We start from the raw sequence: 15,891 nt of genomic DNA, 5'->3' as shown, positions 1-15,891 counted from the left end.
ACTATAAATCTTCCAAAAGTAAAAGATAAAGATTTTTAGTACTACTACCATAGGTTAGAAAATCATCGCTGTTTTCTTTGGTAGCTTTAAAATGTTTTAACGTCGTAATATTGGCAGGAATTTTTTGACCGTACTTTTTCTTAATGGTCTTTAGACCTTCCCCAATAGATTCTACAAGTTGGCTAGTTGTAGCAAAAACAACTACGTTGCTAGGTAGTTCATTTACCTTTTTCTCATGTAATTGATTAGAACAAACCAAAATGCTACCATTTTGAGCAATTAAATGCTCACATGTAGTAAAGAAGACCTCACTTTGCCTTATTTTTTCTGTAAATACTATACCCTCCTTCGAAAATTTTTCTGCCAACCTTTTGTTTAAAACATAGAAAGGTTCTTTTTGCCAATTATTCTCTTCAATAATGCTTTGTAGGGCTCCAGATATTTCAGAATCCGAAATACAGTAAATGAATTTTCCTCCGTTTTGTTTAAAATGGATTGTAAATTTTTCATCTACCGGAATATTTAGATCCGGCATGTGGTCGCCTCGTGTCTCTGCAGTTTCTTTTGAAACCTTCTTCTTGCCACCACCAAATAAAATATCTAAAAGCCCCATCTATAATTTTAAAATAATTGCAGATCTAAAGTACTGCAATATTATTTATTCTCTGTAATTTCTTCCTCTTCTGTTTCGGAATCTGTATTTTCTACCTTTTCAAGTTTTTTTTTATTTTCTAGAGCCAGTATATCTTTTTCAAAATTCCGTTCTCCAAATATTTTTTCCAAATCCTCCTTAAAGATAACTTCTTTCTCTAATAATCTTTCAGCTAAGGTTGTTAATTTGTCTTTATTATCTGTAAGTACTTTAATTGCTCTTTGATACTGTTCTTCAATAATTTTAGATATTTCAGCATCTATTTTTCTTGCAGTATCTTCACTGTAAGGCTTTGAGAAACCATATGAATCTTGTCCTGCAGAATCATAATAGGTAATGTTTCCTATTTCATCGTTAAGACCATAGATCGTAACCATTGCTCTTGCTTGCTTAGTGACTTTTTCTAGGTCACTTAAAGCACCGGTAGATATTTTGTTGAATATAACTTTCTCTGCAGCTCTACCGCCCATTGTTGCACACATCTCATCTAGCATTTGTTCAGGTCTAACAATTAAGCGTTCTTCTGGTAAATACCAAGCTGCACCTAAAGATTGTCCTCTTGGCACAATTGTTACTTTTACTAATGGTGCTGCATGTTCTAGCATCCAACTTGTTGTTGCATGTCCAGCTTCATGATAAGCAATAGTTTCTTTTTCTCCAGGAGTAATTATTTTATTTTTCTTTTCAAGTCCGCCAACTATTCGGTCAACAGCATCTAAGAAATCTTGTTTAGAAACGGCTTTTTTCTCTTTTCTGGCGGCAATTAATGCAGCTTCATTACATACATTTGCTATATCTGCACCAGAGAAACCGGGAGTTTGTCTTGCTAAAAATTCAAGATCCAAGGCTTCAGATGTTTTAATAGGTCTTAAGTGTACTTCAAAAATTTCTTTACGCTCACGAATATCCGGTAAGTCAACATAAATTTGTCTGTCAAATCTACCAGCACGCATTAATGCTTTATCAAGTACGTCTGCACGGTTGGTAGCTGCCAATACAATTACATTGGTATTGGTGCCAAAACCATCCATTTCTGTTAATAATTGGTTGAGTGTATTTTCACGTTCGTCATTAGAACCGGTGAAATTATTTTTACCTCTAGCTCTACCGATGGCATCGATTTCATCAATAAAGATAATGGCTGGAGATTTATCTTTTGCTTGTTTAAATAAATCTCTTACCCTTGAAGCACCAACTCCTACGAACATTTCAACGAAATCTGAGCCTGAAAGTGAAAAGAAAGGAACTTTTGCCTCACCTGCAACGGCTTTTGCTAAAAGTGTTTTACCTGTTCCAGGAGGTCCTACTAATAAAGCACCTTTAGGGATTTTACCTCCTAATGAAGTGTATTTGTCCGGGTTTCTTAAAAAGTCCACAATTTCCTCTACTTCCTCTTTTGCTCCTTCTAAACCAGCTACATCTTTAAAAGATGTTCTAGTGTCGGTCTTTTCGTCGAAAAGCTTCGCCTTAGATTTACCAATATTGAAAATTTGACCTCCAGCGCCGCCGCCGCCGCCGCCAGACATTCTACGCATTAAGTAAATCCAAATACCAATGATTAAAACAAATGGTAGTAAGGACAATAAGAAATCTAAAATGGCTGTAGATTCTTTACCAAATTCAATAATAGTATCTAAATTATTTTCCTTTTTAATGTCAGTAATCTCATTCTGAAAAATTTGAAGATCACCATAGTCTAAAGTATATTGAGGTACATTGCCCGATGTAGGAAGAAAGGATTTTTCGTTAACATCTTTATGCACTTCTTTTGCAATAGCCTCATCTGTTAAGAATACTTTTGCCTGATTGGTATTCGTAATGATTAAAATCTTTTGTACATCACCATTTCTTAAATACTCTTGCAATTCAGAGGTAGTTGTTTTTTTTGTGCTAGCTAATTCATCACTATTGAATAATTGAAATCCTATAAGTAATACTGCTACCAATCCGTAAATCCACCAAGAACTAAATTTTGGTTTTTTGGGATTTGCTTTGTTTTCTTTTGCCATTATATTTTTATATTAATTAATGCTGCTTTCAATTGTGGTGAATTTTGCATCACCCCATAAACCTTCTATGTCGTAGTATTCTCGTATTTGCTTTTGGAATACATGAACTACTACATTTACATAGTCCATTAACACCCATTCAGCGTTATCTTCACCTTCTACGTGCCAAGGTTTATCTTGAATTGCTTTGCTTACTGTTTTTTGGATAGATCCTACGATTGCATTTACATGCGTATTTGATGTACCGTTACAAATGATGAAGTAATCACAAACGGTGTTCTCAATGTCTCTTAAATCTAATAGATTAATGTTTTGACCTTTTACTTCGTCAACTCCTTGTATTATTAATGCAATTAACTCATCTGCGCTAGTTTTACTTTCCTGCATTCAAAAATTTTATTTTTTACAAAGTTATTATTTTTTTGTTCTTTTAGGTCTAGTTTTTAACAATACATTAAAGAATATCAATAAGTACTGCAAATGCAAATAATCAAACTTGATGCCACGCCGTCCACTAATAGTTATTTGAAAGAATTATCGACACAAAAAGTACTTAAAGATTTCACTATAATAACTACCCAAAATCAAACTTTAGGTAGGGGGCAATTAAATGCAAAATGGGAGTCGGATGCAGGTAAAAATCTAGCTTTCAGTATATTGAAGAAAGAAATAGATGTATCTATAAATAAGGCGTTTTTAATAAGTATGAGTGTTTCTTTAGCCATTTTAGAAGGTTTAAAGGAGTTAGGAGTTCCTGACTTAAAGATAAAATGGCCTAACGACATTCTGTCAGGTAATTCTAAAATTGGAGGTATATTAATTGAAAATATTATTTCTGGCTCACAAATAAAAAGAAGTATTATTGGTTTTGGGCTGAATGTGAACCAAAAAGTGTTTAAAAATGCGCCACATGCTGCATCATTAAATACAATAGTTGGACGGAATTATGATTTGGATAAGGTTTTTTATTTATTAATTGAAAAATTACATTATCAATTGCAAAAACCAATTCTTGCTGTTGAGAGCGAATTATTTGCTCGGTACCATTCTCACTTATTTAAAAAAGGAGAGGCCTGTACATTTACAACGCAAGATAATAGCCAACTAAAAGGTGTAATAGTTGGCGTAACAATAAATGGAACGTTAAATCTAAAGCTAGAAAACGGCGATTTTCAAGAATTTGGATTAAAAAAAATACAACTTCAGTATTAGATTTTTTCCAAATTGGTGGCCAACGTGTTTATAAAGTTAGTTATTGGCTTTTTTATCATCATAGCCATCATTGCGTTGAATTCACCTGTAAAACTTAAGGTAACTTCGCTTTTTTCATTATTAACTTCTAAAATATCGGCTGTTAAAGTAAATGGAAGTTTATCGCTTGCCGCACCAAGAACAAGTTTGTTAAATTGCGTTTGTTCTTTTTTTTCCAAAACTATTTCTGGCATTCCCTTTAAAGCGAAAAGAAATCTATTTTCATTTAAAACCTCAAATTTATCAATGTTATCAGGCATTAATTGTCTAAAGTTCGATAGCTCATTTAAAAAGTTGAAAGTATCTTCTTTACTTTTTAAAACTAGAGCTTTAGGTGTTTCTATAAACATAAATTATTTATTTGTCCATTGCGAGGGGTCCTTCCTCCATTCCATTAATGTATTTAACTGTGCTTCTTTAACATAACCAGTATCAGATGCTTGTTCTATAAGATATTGATAACTACTTAAAGTGTGCAATTCGGTGTTTTTTTCTTTAAAGTTGTTGAGCGCAGTTTCAAAACCGTACGTAAATATAGCTAGCATTCCTTTTACATTGGCGTCAACAGCTCTTAATGCATCAACAGCATTTAAACTACTTTTACCAGTACTAATTAAGTCTTCTATTACTACAACAGTTTGGTAGGCTTCTAAATGCCCTTCAATTTGATTTTGTCTGCCATGAGATTTAGGCTCAGGTCTTACATATACAAAAGGAAGATTTAGTTTGTCAGCAACTAAAGCACCAATTCCTATAGCTCCCGTAGCTACACCAACAATGCAGTCTGGCTTACCATATAGTAGTTCAACTTGCTTGGCCATTTCATCTCGAATGTAATTTCTGATAGCTGGGTATGATAGCAAAATTCTATTGTCGCAATAGATAGGAGATTTCCAACCAGAAGCCCAAGTAAAAGGATTTTCGGGTTTCAATTTTATTGCATTAATTTGCAGCAGAAGCTCTGCAGTTTTTTTTGCCGTGTCTTTGTCTAAAACCATGACGCAAATGTATAAAGTTTTTGTTAATGAATTGCCTTTGATTTTGACAAATAAACTCTCCGAAACAGCAAATGGAGAGTATTTTTTACTAAATCAGACTTCTATACAAGGGGCAATCAAGTCTTTGAAGAAAGGAAAGCTTCAAGAAGCGTACATATATCATCCTAATCATGAGGAGATTTTAAAAAAGTTCACAAAAGAAATTCCTTTGGTTGTTGCAGCTGGTGGTGTGGTTACAAATGATGAGGGTAAAGTGTTGTTTATATACAGAAATGATAAGTGGGACTTGCCAAAAGGTAAGCTGGATAAAGGTGAATCAATTGAAGATTGTGCCATAAGAGAAGTTGAGGAGGAAACTGGTGTGAAAGGTCTTAGAATTGAAAATTTCTTGCGTACTACCTATCATATTTTTAAAAATAGCGGTGTTTATACCTTAAAACAAGTTCACTGGTACGCAATGAAGACCGATTATAAGGGCAAATTAAAGCCTGAAAAAAAAGAAGGTATTGTAAAAGTTAAATGGAAAGGTCCAGTTAAGATTCAAAAAGCACTTCAAAATTCATATGTGAACATTAAAATTTTATTTGAAGGTGACTAGTTAGTATTTGGAATTCTGTAAATAGGATATTGCATATGTGCATTTTCATATAAGTTACTTTGCTTAAAGAGCCAGCTTAACTGTGTATACCAATTTGCTTTAAATTCTGGTTCTAGGTTCTTTTTATTTTCAAAATTTTGTTTTAATACAGAATCATTTTCAAGCATTTTTAAGGCGGTGTCTTCAAATACGTAAGGAGAGAAGCCTTCTTTTTGTTGAAGTATGGTGTCGAAAAAATTCCAATTAAAAAAGGAATCTACAGCGGCGGGTTCTAGGGTTTCCAATAGATATCTTGCACCGGGTTGGTCCAAGTATACGATAATATCCCCGGTAATAAAGCCTAAATCCATTTCAGTTGAATTTATCGTCGTATTATAATGTAAATAATGGCCTTCATAAGGTGAGGATACTGTTTTATATTCGGCTATTTTATATGATTCAACACGTATAACCGTATCATTTTTAAGAGGTGTATAAGTAATATTATTGTTATCTAATCTTTGTAATACATTCTTCCATTGTTTCTTAATAATGTAAGCGCTAGGAATCTTAACTGAATCTGAAGGTTTATAATAGTCTCGATATTCAATTTCATTTTCAATGGGTAAATTTCGATTATATTTTAAACGCGGTAACCCTGTTACTTTACTAATTACGGTGTCTGCCTTAAATCCTTTAAAAATAAACTTTGAAACCTTACTGGTGTCTAATTGCCAAGAAATAGGGTAATGGTTATTAGATAGGACATTTTTTGTTGCATTGGCGCGTAAAGCCTTAATATCATTGCCATCTTTTTCGGTAATTAATATCATTTTACGCATTAGCTGGTAGGTGCCTTCAACTCTTTTGTCATAGGATTTTAACATGTGGGTTTCAACCATCATACCCACGGAATTCCATAGCGTAGTGTAACCAGTTGAATACCTTGGATAATCCATAAATTGTTGAAATCCAATTTCCGGGGGTTTATTAAAAACATTTACATACGGTGTTATTTCTAACTCAGAATTTAATAGTGAATCTTTTAATTGTGGCATTAGCTTGTTATGAACATAGTCACCTAATTTCCCGCCTAGCTTATTATGTTGTGTAAATAAATGGGTAAGCGTATATTGGTAATCTGCACCATTACTTACGTGGTTGTCAATAAATACATCTGGATTAACTAAATGAAAAATTTTTGAAAAAGTTTCGGCGTTTTTCGTGTCAGTTTTAATGAAATCTCTATTTAAATCATAATTTTTGGCATTCCCTCTAAATCCATATTCCTTGGGCCCATTTTGATTTGCCCTAGAAGTGCTATTTCTATTTAGTGCGCCGCCAATATTATAAATTGGTATAGTAGCAATGAGGGTTTTTTTAGGGGTTTTAATTTTTCTTCGTGCTAAATCGCGAAATAATAACATGGTTGCATCTACTCCATCGCTTTCGCCAGGGTGTATTCCGTTATTAATTAGCATTATGGCTTTGTCTTTCTCTAATTTCTTAAAGTTAAAGTCTGCTTCGGCACTATAGGTAACTAAGTGTAAAGGTTGGCCACTATCGGTTTCTCCTATTGTTTGTATGTTTATACTAGAGAATTCTTTAGAGAGGTTTAAATAGAATTCTATCACTTGTTCATAAGTGGCGGTTTCAGTCTTGTTAGAGATTTCATAAGGCGTAAGAAAATCAGTTTCGATTGAATCGTTTTTTTTCTCACAAGAGATAAATAGAAAAATAAAGGAAATTGCTCGTAGAATTCTCATTGCCAATAAAATATTATGGAAAATTGGCTCCATATTGATTGGCAAAAATAAACAATACTTCATTGCTTTAGGCAACCTTGGTAATTTCGGTGATTATATTTTTGTCAATTGGTTTTAAATTAAATGTAATTAAATGATGGGTTTTGGTTTTGTAAAATTCCCATTGTTTTTTATCATAGGGGTCAATTGAAGAAGTAACTATATTGATTTTTATTTTTGTAGAAATGTTAAGTTTTAGAAAAGCTTCTAAAAATTCCCATCCATCCATAATTGGCATATTTATATCTAAGAATAGAATTTCAGGAATTTGTTGCTTTTGATTAATTTTTTCAATGAACCCGTCTAAGGCAACTTTACCATTGGCATATGACTGTATTGAATTGCACTCAACATACATAGTAATTAATTTTCTTAATCCAAATACCGTTATGGCGTCGTCGTCAATTATAGCGATATCGTTAATTTTTGTCATTAAAGAATATTTTAAATTCTGTTCCTTTTCCTATTTCACTTTTTACTTCTATTTTTCCATTCATTGCATCAATCTGATTTTTAGTAATATATAGCCCAATTCCTTTAGCATCTTTATTCGTATGAAAGGTTTTGTACATACCAAATAATTTTTTTCCATACTTTTTTAAGTCAATTCCAATACCATTATCTGAAATTGTTAAAATAGAATGGTTATTATTTTTAATTGCACTTAGGGTTATAACTGAGTTTCTACTGGGATCTTTATATTTTACAGCATTAGTTATAAAATTTGATAAAATATTTTCTAAGTAAGTTGGAACCGATTTCACCATGAAATTAGGTGGCACATTGTTTTTTATTTGTGCATTATTGTTCAAAAGATAGGTGGCAAAATTTCGATTGCAATCAATAATTTTATCATTTAAATTAACCTCTTTTTTTTCAATATTAGTATTTGTATTAATTGATATAACATTATTTAAATTGTCTAAAGTTTCTAAAAGATTATTAGAAGCTTCATTAAGCATCACCATTATTTTATTTTTTTCTTCTACATCTTTTTCTGTTTCTAAAAAATTCAATAACATGGAAAAATTTGCTGAATGTGAGCGTAGGTTATGCGAAACAATATGTGCAAAATTTAATAATTTTTTGTTTTGAATTGATACAATGTTTATGATATTTCTTAATTCATCTTCTTTTTCTTTTAATTGAGAAATGTCGAGACTTATACCTACAATACCATAAGCAATACCTTTATTATCAATTAATGGTATTTTTGAACTTAGAAAAGTTGTTTCTTTACCATCTTTTTTAACGTTCACTTTTTCTTTGCTAATTATGGATTTTAAAGAACGCATTACCTGTAAATCTTCCTCTCTAGATTTTTCTGCTGATGCAAAAGAATAAAGTTCAAAATCATTTTTACCTAAAATTTCATTAGGGTCTGTTATACCTAAGTAATCGCATTCTGCTTTATTTACTAAAATTTTTCTAGATTCCGTGTCCTTTATGTAAACGTTTACAGGTAAGTTGTCAATAAGAGTTCTCAATAATTTTTCGTTATCTAAAAACTTTGTATCAGCTTCAACTTGATCGTGTATGTCTTGAAATGTACCTATTAACCCAACAAGTTCACCTTTATTATAAATAGGTTTACCGCCGGCCTTAACCCATTTTTCATTGCCGTTTGCGGTTATAATTTGTAATTTTAAATTGTTCCATGCTTTGCCTTTGCTTTGAGCTTCAAAAAGAGCCATAGATATTGCGTTTCTACTATGACCTTCTTTATAATGGAAAAGTGCATTTTCGATATTTGGAGTAAAGTGTGGAGGTACCTCATGTATTGCTTTGGTGGTAGCACACCAAGTAAGTTGGTTGTTAATAATATCATATTCCCAACGACCAATTTTAGTAATTTCTGCCTGCTGTTGCAACAGTACATCTTTCTTTTTAAGTTCTAATTCATTATTAATGGTATCGGTCACATTATTTAATTGAATTATTACACCTATAATAGTTTCATGGGTATCATACCATGGTGCGGTAGTCCACTCAAACCACAATTCGTTGTCGTTTTTATCACTAGCCTGGTGAACACCCATTAATTGAGGTTGTCCTTTTAAGCAACTTTCTAATACAGTTTTCCATTTTTGGTTTAATTTTGGAAAAACAGAAAATAAATTTTTGGAACTACTACGTTCTAAATTCCTATCAAAAGTAGTTGACCACTTGTTAGATGTAAGTACAATATTATAATTAGAATCAATGAACGCAGTTGGCGTTGGTAATTGCTTAATTAAATATGTACTGCTAGTGATATGGGGAACTTTAATCATGTTAAGTAATTTCTTACGAAAATAATGGGATTACTGTATTTTACTGAACAATTGTTGTGAAAGAGTATTTATTAGTTGTGTAAGTTATTATCTTACTATAAAAGTAGTACAATTCTTATATTTTATTAAAATATACTTTAAAAGTACTACCTTGGTTAGGCGTGCTCTTAACAGAAATTTTTCCATTTAGAGCTTCAATTTGATTTTTAGTAATATAAAGACCTATACCTACAGATTCTTTATTTCTATGAAAAGTTTTATATAGGCCAAAAATTTTATTGCCATATTTTTCTAAATCTATACCTAGGCCGTTGTCTTCTATACTAAGAACTGTGTAGTTCTTTTCATCTTCTATACTTAAAATGATTATGGGATTTTTATCTGGATTTCTATATTTTATTGAATTGGTAATACAATTTGTTAAAATACTATTAAGGTAAGCAGGTAGGGCTTTAACCATAGTATCTTCGGGGATTTCATTAATTATTTTACCATTGGTCTCTTTCAGTAACCCTGCTACATTTTGTTCAACAACAAAAACACTATCAATTAAAGAAATATTTTTCTTTTCTTCATTTACACTTGTGTTTACAGCAACTACTTCACGCAGTCCTTTAATGGTTTCAGATAAGTTGTCAGAAGCGCTAAATAGCATCTTCATGAACTTATTGCGCTGAATCTTATTTGTTTCATCATTTAGGAAATTTAATAATAAAGAAAAGTTGGTTGCATGTGTTTTAAGATTATGAGATACCATATGTGCAAAATTTAAAAGTTGCTCATTCCGTTCTCTTACAACCGAGATAGTGCTTTTAAGTTTATTTTCTAGTTTGGTTTGCGTAGTTATATTTTCAATAGTGCATAAAATGCTCTTTACGCCTAAAGAATTTTTGACGATTGTCCCTGAAACTTTTATATTTAATTGATGTTTTTGTTTTGTAGAAAATATAAATTTTACGGGTTCAAAAAATCCTTTTTCTTTTAGTTGTTTAAATAAATCAGCATTTTTATTTTTAAAATTAGTAGGTACATAATCCATAACATTATGTTGTAAAAAGTGCTCTTTTTCGAAACCCGATAGTTTAGAAAATTGGTTGTTTACATTCAAAAATGTTCCAGAATTTAAATCTATAATTGCTAATCCAAAAGGGACTTTTTCAAATAGAGGATATTCTTCTATTACTGTTTTTAAATTATTGATTTTTGTAGGTGCGGTACTCTTAATATTTTGAATTGTACCTATTATTCTATTACATTTTCCATCTTTAAATTTTGGTCTACCAATAGTATTTACTGTAATTAAGGTTCCATCTTTTTGTTTCAGTTGTGCTTTTTCATTCCATGGTGTACCAAAATTAATAGCATCATTGACAGCTTTCCTTATAACGTCTTGTGATTCTCCATGGTAAAAATTTATAGCTTCTTCTAAGGTTGGTTTGTAATTTACGGGTAAGCCATGTATTTTATTTACAATAGGTGTCCAAAGGAGTACGTTTTTTATAATATCGATTTCCCAACTTCCAATTTTAGCGACATCACATTTTTGATTTAAAATCAACTTGGTTTTATTAAGCTCAATTTTAAGTTCTTGGTTTTTGGTAATTGGCTTTATTTTAATGATAACACCAATAATATTACCGTAACCATCTTTCCAAGGGTTAAAATGCCAAATGGAATCTTTTGATGAATATTTAGAATCATTTGCGTTGTATTTAAATTTAATGTCCCTTAGCCCATCTAAGCTATATTGAAGTCGCGTTTTTAATTGAGTAGCTAATTCTGGGAAAAAACTGGTTATATTATTACCTTCAATTTGAGATAAATTTAACTGAAAGTTTGTCTGCCATTTTGGGGATGCACTAATAATTTTAAAATTGGTATCTATTATTACAATTGACGAAGGTATTTGTTTGATCCAATCTAACGAAAAAGATGAATTATTTTTTGGTGTACTCATATACGGAAAGAATTTTCCTACTAATTTATAGGAACTTTCCATTTTTTAAGTAGTAATTGTTGTGTTTTTGCGATTATGTGTTGTTGAAAGGTTGTTTTCTGTTGTGAGTTCTAAGACTTGCTTCTATTTTCTTACAGAAATAGGTACAAGTCCAGTATAGTCCCCATTATTTCGTATTACATCTCTTACAATAGAAGAACTTATATAAGATTTACCCGAAGAAGTCAATAAAAACACGGTTTCTATCTCAGATAATTTTCTGTTTGTATGGGCAATAGCTTTCTCAAATTCGAAATCTGCAGGATTTCTTAATCCTCTTAAAATAAAACTAGCGTCTTCTTTCCTACAAAAATCAACGGTGAGGCCTTGGTAAGTTTTTACTTTAATAGAGGGCACATCTTTAAACGCTTCTTCTATAAAATGCAATCGTTTTTCTAAACTAAACATATATTTTTTATCCGCATTTTTACCTATTGCAATAATAATTTCATCAAAAAGGGTGACGCCTCTCATAATAATATCATGATGACCTAGGGTTAAAGGATCAAAAGAACCGGGAAAAATTGCTCGTCTCATAGTACGTTTTTACTCGATAATCGAGATTTAAGTGCTCCTAAGCCTGCCTAGCGGTATGGAAGGCTTGCGTCGAAATCTTAATTATATTTTCAATTGAATGCCTCGCGGGCTTTCCCCGAGGTCGTTTACTCTTTAAATATAGGTATTTTAAGATAATGCCTCATCAATTGCAAGCTCAAAAAGCATACCTAGTTCAATGCCAGCAGCTTTAGCTTGTTGTGGTAAAATACTTTCCGTAGTTAAACCAGGGGTTGTGTTCATTTCTAATAAATAGGGTTCATTACCAATGAAGATAAATTCACTTCTAGAGAAACCAGTCATTTTTAGAACATCATATATTTTCTTAGAAGCGATTGTTACTTTTTCTAATTGTTCAGCATTGATACGTGCAGGCGTAATTTCTTGCGATTTTCCTTCGTATTTAGCCTGATAATCAAAAAAATCATTTTCTGAAACTATTTCAGTTATGGGAAAAACGGTTGTTTCGCCTTTTATTTTTAGAACTCCAACAGAAACCTCCGTGCCTTCAAGATAACCTTCAATAATAATTTCATCATCTTCCTTGTAAGCTGTTTCAATGGCACTCTTTAAATCTTCAGCCTTATAAACCTTAGTGATCCCGTAGCTACTACCCGATTTATTTGCTTTTACAAAGCAGGGTAGTTTTACCTTGTTAATTATTTCTGTTTCGTTTAATTCATCACCCAAATTTAAATAGTATGATGGAGCTGATTTTATACCATATGGTTTAAGTACACTTAAGAGATCTCTTTTATTGAATGTGAGTGCTGCCTGATAAAAATTGCATGATGTGTGCTTAATTCCTAACAATTCGAAATAAGCTTGCATTAATCCGTCTTCACCAGGCGAACCATGTATAGCGTTAAATATACAATGAAACTTTATGATGCTATCATTTAAGGGAATAGAAAAGTCATTGCGATCTATGGGTATTTCATTATCATTATCGTCTACATAAACCCATTTGTTTTTGAAAATATGAATTCTAAATAAGTTGAATTTTTCCTTATCAAGAAAATTATAGACCACATTACCGCTTATAAGCGATATTTTAAATTCGCTAGAATAACCGCCCATTATAATTGCAATATTTTTTTTCATACGTATGATCTATTAAAATAGTTAAAGCAAAGATGAAGCATTGCAAGAAAATAAAAAAGAAAACATAGCGCATTCATACAAACAAAAAGGATTTTGAGCATAACCATGACTATAAACCGAAGCTGTTAAAAGGTATGTGAGCATTTACTATATTTGTCGGGTCAAATAATACGTATGAGAAATTTTTTCAATTTTTTAAAAAGTAAGACTTTTTTTATTCAATTAGGTCTTGCATTATTGGTTTTGGTAATTCTTATTTTTCTTGTTTTAAGATATCTAAGTAGCACCACCAACCATGGTGAGTTTGTTGAGGTACCTGATTTTTCAAAAAAATCTGTTATGGATATGAGAAAATCAATAGAAGAAGCAGGGCTAAGATATGAGGTGTTAGATTCGGCAAATTATAATCCAGATTTTCCAAGATTTTCCATAATAGACCAGAACCCATCTGCAGGTGCTAAAGTAAAAGCCAATAGAAAAATATATTTAACGGTTAACCCATCTGGATACAAAAAAGTTACGGTTCCCAAAATTATACAGGTAACGAAACGTAATGCGTCGTCAATGCTAAAAGCTGTTGGTTTAGATGTGGAAAGGGTTACTTATGTAGATGAACTAGGAAAAGACATGGTATACCAAATTAAGTATAAGGGAAAATATATTAAACCAGGTGATAAACTTCCTAAGACATCAAAAATAGAATTGATTTGTGGTAATGGTACCATCCCGGAGAGCGCAATAATTAAAGCTGAGTCAGAACAATAAATGGAGCATATAGAGCAACCTGAGAATGAAGATGGTGAACTTTTTGAACATTACCGTTTTGTAGCATCTAAAGGCCAGGTGCCACTTAGAGTAGATAAATTTTTAATGAATTTTATTGAAAATGCCACAAGAAACAAAATACAGCAATCTGCCAAAGATGGTCATGTTTGGGTAAACGATGAAATTGTAAAATCGAATTATAAAGTAAAAGCCGGTGATGAGGTTAAGGTGTTGTTTGAGCATCCGCCACATGAGTTTCTTTTGGTTCCTGAAGACATTCCTTTGGATATCGTTTATGAAGACGATGTTTTACTAATTGTCAATAAACCTGCAGGTATGGTTGTACACCCAGGGCATGGCAACTATACAGGTACCTTAATAAATGCACTTATTTACCATACAGATAATTTGCCGGCTAATAGCAATGAAAGACCAGGATTGGTACATCGTATAGATAAAGACACATCTGGTTTATTAGTGGTCGCTAAAACCGAGGCAGCAATGACTCATTTAGCTAAACAATTTTTTGATAAAACTTCTGAGCGAGAATATATTGCTTTGGTTTGGGGTAATATTGAGGAAGATGAGGGTACAGTTATTGGTAACGTAGGTAGAAATCCTAAAAACCGTTTGCAAATGCACGTTTTTCCTGAAGGGGAAGATGGTAAAGAAGCAGTGACACATTTTAAAGTAATCGAACGCTTAGGGTATGTAACGCTTGTTTCATGTAAATTAGAGACAGGTAGAACGCATCAAATTCGTGTTCATATGAAATATATTGGGCATACCTTGTTTAATGATGAGCGTTATGGCGGTGATAAAATTTTAAAAGGAACCACATTTACAAAGTATAAACAATTTGTAGATAATACCTTTAAATTGCTGCCAAGACAGGCCCTACATGCTAAGACACTTGGGTTCATTCATCCTGTAACTGGTGAAAAAATGAGCTTTGATTCTGTGGTGCCAGAAGATATGACCAATGCCATTGATAAGTGGCGTAGTTACAGTAAAAACAGTACAGAATAAGTTTCTTCAATAGCACTATATAAACTCTTTTTTGTCTTTCGTAGGTCTTACAAATATTCCTCTTTATTTTTAGACTCTTAAAATTGCATTATGAAAATTGTTATTTCACCGGCTAAGTCCTTGAATTATGAAAAAGAATTGCCAACGGATGAATATTCGTATCCCGCTTTTATTGAAGATGCTGAAAAGTTGAATAAGATATTAAGAAAAAAGAAACCTAAAGCACTTTCTGAATTAATGTCGATTTCAGATAATTTGGCCCAGTTAAATTGGGAACGGAATCAAGAATTTGAAATTCCGTTTACACTGGAAAATGCAAGACAGGCAGTTTATACTTTTAGTGGAGATGTGTACCAGGGTCTGGATGCGTATACTTTATCCGAAGAGAAAATTAAAAGTTTACAGCGTACGCTAAGAATCCTTTCAGGACAATATGGAATATTAAAACCGTTGGATTTAATGCAGCCTTATCGTTTAGAAATGGGTACATCATTAAAAATTGGCAGAAAAAAGAACTTATATGAGTTTTGGGGAGAACGACTAACAAATGCATTGAATAATGAAATGCAAGAAAATGAATTACTGGTAAACTTAGCTAGTAATGAGTATTATAGTGTATTACAGCCCAAAAAAATAAAAGCCACTATTGTTACACCAATTTTTAAAGATTGGAAAAATGACAAATTAAAGATTATTAGTTTTTTTGCTAAAAAGGCCAGAGGCTCAATGGTGCGCTATATTTTGGATTCTAGCGCAAAAACGCTAGAGGATATAAAGTGTTTTAATTTAGATGATTATGAATTTAGTCAAGAGCATACCCTAAAAGAAAATGAACCTGTATTTGTAAGATAAAATATAATACACTCTTTTTCGTTCA

16 protein-coding genes are annotated in these 15,891 nt (G+C 32.0%); 5 read left to right on the top strand and 11 right to left on the bottom strand.

Annotated elements, in window-relative coordinates; all coding sequences use genetic code 11:
- Position 1: 1 nt before the first annotated feature.
- The 3 genes from BTR34_RS03570 to rsfS are packed head-to-tail and all read right to left on the bottom strand — an operon-like array spanning position 2 to position 3,048.
- Positions 2-613, bottom strand: coding sequence for an LUD domain-containing protein (locus BTR34_RS03570; protein WP_068484353.1), 612 nt, complete (start codon positions 611-613; stop codon positions 2-4).
- Between the two features lie 41 nt (positions 614-654).
- Entirely contained in the window at positions 655-2,661 is a 2,007-nt protein-coding gene (ftsH, locus tag BTR34_RS03565) for an ATP-dependent zinc metalloprotease FtsH (protein ID WP_068484351.1), read from the bottom strand.
- 12 nt (positions 2,662-2,673) lie between these two features.
- Entirely contained in the window at positions 2,674-3,048 is a 375-nt protein-coding gene (gene rsfS, locus BTR34_RS03560; RefSeq protein ID WP_068484349.1) for a ribosome silencing factor, read from the bottom strand.
- A 93-nt stretch (positions 3,049-3,141) separates the two neighbouring features.
- Between rsfS and BTR34_RS03555 the strand changes: the two genes are divergently transcribed.
- Entirely contained in the window at positions 3,142-3,873 is a 732-nt protein-coding gene (locus tag BTR34_RS03555; protein ID WP_068484347.1) for a biotin--[acetyl-CoA-carboxylase] ligase, read from the top strand.
- Here BTR34_RS03555 and BTR34_RS03550 read toward each other — a convergent pair.
- Together BTR34_RS03550 and pyrE are read right to left on the bottom strand one after the other, a co-directional pair.
- A complete protein-coding gene (locus BTR34_RS03550) occupies positions 3,870-4,262 on the bottom strand; it encodes an orotate phosphoribosyltransferase (protein ID WP_068484345.1) in 393 nt (130 codons plus the stop codon). The two genes, BTR34_RS03555 and BTR34_RS03550, sit on opposite strands and share 4 nt — an antisense overlap.
- A 3-nt stretch (positions 4,263-4,265) precedes the next feature.
- Positions 4,266-4,910: an orotate phosphoribosyltransferase gene (pyrE, locus tag BTR34_RS03545; protein ID WP_068484343.1), complete on the bottom strand. Its 645-nt coding sequence runs from the start codon at positions 4,908-4,910 to the stop codon at positions 4,266-4,268.
- A gap of 7 nt (positions 4,911-4,917) precedes the next feature.
- Here pyrE and BTR34_RS03540 point away from each other — a divergent pair, with 7 nt between their 5' ends.
- A complete protein-coding gene (locus BTR34_RS03540) occupies positions 4,918-5,508 on the top strand; it encodes an NUDIX hydrolase (protein WP_068484407.1) in 591 nt (196 codons plus the stop codon).
- Here the strand turns inward: BTR34_RS03540 and BTR34_RS03535 are convergent.
- The 6 genes from BTR34_RS03535 to BTR34_RS03510 form a co-directional block, all read right to left on the bottom strand.
- On the bottom strand, positions 5,505-7,253 hold the full coding sequence (locus tag BTR34_RS03535; protein ID WP_068484405.1) for a M14 family metallopeptidase: 1,749 nt from the start codon (positions 7,251-7,253) through the stop codon (positions 5,505-5,507). The two genes, BTR34_RS03540 and BTR34_RS03535, sit on opposite strands and share 4 nt — an antisense overlap.
- A 67-nt stretch (positions 7,254-7,320) precedes the next feature.
- On the bottom strand, positions 7,321-7,725 hold the full coding sequence (locus BTR34_RS03530; RefSeq protein ID WP_068484342.1) for a response regulator transcription factor: 405 nt from the start codon (positions 7,723-7,725) through the stop codon (positions 7,321-7,323).
- Complete coding sequence (locus BTR34_RS03525) at positions 7,712-9,565, bottom strand: PAS domain-containing sensor histidine kinase (RefSeq protein ID WP_068484340.1); 1,854 nt, start codon at positions 9,563-9,565, stop codon at positions 7,712-7,714. The genes BTR34_RS03530 and BTR34_RS03525 overlap by 14 nt, the downstream gene beginning before the upstream one ends.
- Positions 9,566-9,680: 115 nt before the next feature.
- The gene (locus BTR34_RS03520; protein ID WP_068484338.1) at positions 9,681-11,564 is read right to left on the bottom strand and encodes a PAS domain S-box protein; all 1,884 of its coding nucleotides are present in this window, start codon (positions 11,562-11,564) and stop codon (positions 9,681-9,683) included.
- Positions 11,565-11,645: 81 nt separating this feature from the next.
- Positions 11,646-12,098, bottom strand: a complete 453-nt coding sequence (gene coaD, locus BTR34_RS03515) for a pantetheine-phosphate adenylyltransferase (RefSeq protein WP_068484335.1) — start codon at positions 12,096-12,098, stop codon at positions 11,646-11,648.
- A gap of 147 nt (positions 12,099-12,245) precedes the next feature.
- The gene (locus BTR34_RS03510; protein ID WP_068484333.1) at positions 12,246-13,220 is read right to left on the bottom strand and encodes a D-alanine--D-alanine ligase; all 975 of its coding nucleotides are present in this window, start codon (positions 13,218-13,220) and stop codon (positions 12,246-12,248) included.
- A 174-nt stretch (positions 13,221-13,394) separates the two neighbouring features.
- Here BTR34_RS03510 and BTR34_RS03505 point away from each other — a divergent pair, with 174 nt between their 5' ends.
- The 3 genes from BTR34_RS03505 to yaaA all read left to right on the top strand — a co-directional run bounded on the left by BTR34_RS03505 (position 13,395) and on the right by yaaA (position 15,866).
- Positions 13,395-13,985 (top strand): PASTA domain-containing protein, encoded by a 591-nt coding sequence (locus BTR34_RS03505; RefSeq protein WP_068484332.1) that lies wholly within the window; start codon positions 13,395-13,397, stop codon positions 13,983-13,985.
- On the top strand, positions 13,986-15,014 hold the full coding sequence (locus BTR34_RS03500) for an RluA family pseudouridine synthase (RefSeq protein ID WP_068484330.1): 1,029 nt from the start codon (positions 13,986-13,988) through the stop codon (positions 15,012-15,014).
- Between the two features lie 90 nt (positions 15,015-15,104).
- Entirely contained in the window at positions 15,105-15,866 is a 762-nt protein-coding gene (gene yaaA, locus BTR34_RS03495) for a peroxide stress protein YaaA (protein ID WP_068484328.1), read from the top strand.
- The last annotated feature ends 25 nt before the right edge of the window (positions 15,867-15,891 follow it).

The sequence above is a fragment of the Maribacter hydrothermalis genome (assembly GCF_001913155.1).
Lineage (GTDB): Bacteria > Bacteroidota > Bacteroidia > Flavobacteriales > Flavobacteriaceae > Maribacter > Maribacter hydrothermalis.
Note: the sequence above shows the minus strand (reverse complement) of the source record. Positions and strands in the feature narration are given on the sequence as shown.

Excerpts from the sequence above, each read along its gene's own strand:
- BTR34_RS03570 (WP_068484353.1), bottom strand. The coding sequence starts at position 613 with ATGGGGCTTTTAGATATTTTATTTGGTGGTGGCAAGAAGAAGGTTTCA.
- BTR34_RS03500 (WP_068484330.1), top strand. The coding sequence starts at position 13,986 with ATGGAGCATATAGAGCAACCTGAGAATGAAGATGGTGAACTTTTTGAA.
- BTR34_RS03540 (WP_068484407.1), top strand. The coding sequence starts at position 4,918 with ATGTATAAAGTTTTTGTTAATGAATTGCCTTTGATTTTGACAAATAAA.
- BTR34_RS03525 (WP_068484340.1), bottom strand. The coding sequence starts at position 9,565 with ATGATTAAAGTTCCCCATATCACTAGCAGTACATATTTAATTAAGCAA.
- BTR34_RS03555 (WP_068484347.1), top strand. The coding sequence starts at position 3,142 with ATGCAAATAATCAAACTTGATGCCACGCCGTCCACTAATAGTTATTTG.
- yaaA (WP_068484328.1), top strand. The coding sequence starts at position 15,105 with ATGAAAATTGTTATTTCACCGGCTAAGTCCTTGAATTATGAAAAAGAA.
- BTR34_RS03550 (WP_068484345.1), bottom strand. The coding sequence starts at position 4,262 with ATGTTTATAGAAACACCTAAAGCTCTAGTTTTAAAAAGTAAAGAAGAT.
- BTR34_RS03535 (WP_068484405.1), bottom strand. The coding sequence starts at position 7,253 with ATGAGAATTCTACGAGCAATTTCCTTTATTTTTCTATTTATCTCTTGT.
- BTR34_RS03520 (WP_068484338.1), bottom strand. The coding sequence starts at position 11,564 with ATGGAAAGTTCCTATAAATTAGTAGGAAAATTCTTTCCGTATATGAGT.
- coaD (WP_068484335.1), bottom strand. The coding sequence starts at position 12,098 with ATGAGACGAGCAATTTTTCCCGGTTCTTTTGATCCTTTAACCCTAGGT.
- BTR34_RS03510 (WP_068484333.1), bottom strand. The coding sequence starts at position 13,220 with ATGAAAAAAAATATTGCAATTATAATGGGCGGTTATTCTAGCGAATTT.
- pyrE (WP_068484343.1), bottom strand. The coding sequence starts at position 4,910 with ATGGTTTTAGACAAAGACACGGCAAAAAAAACTGCAGAGCTTCTGCTG.
- BTR34_RS03530 (WP_068484342.1), bottom strand. The coding sequence starts at position 7,725 with ATGACAAAAATTAACGATATCGCTATAATTGACGACGACGCCATAACG.
- ftsH (WP_068484351.1), bottom strand. The coding sequence starts at position 2,661 with ATGGCAAAAGAAAACAAAGCAAATCCCAAAAAACCAAAATTTAGTTCT.
- rsfS (WP_068484349.1), bottom strand. The coding sequence starts at position 3,048 with ATGCAGGAAAGTAAAACTAGCGCAGATGAGTTAATTGCATTAATAATA.
- BTR34_RS03505 (WP_068484332.1), top strand. The coding sequence starts at position 13,395 with ATGAGAAATTTTTTCAATTTTTTAAAAAGTAAGACTTTTTTTATTCAA.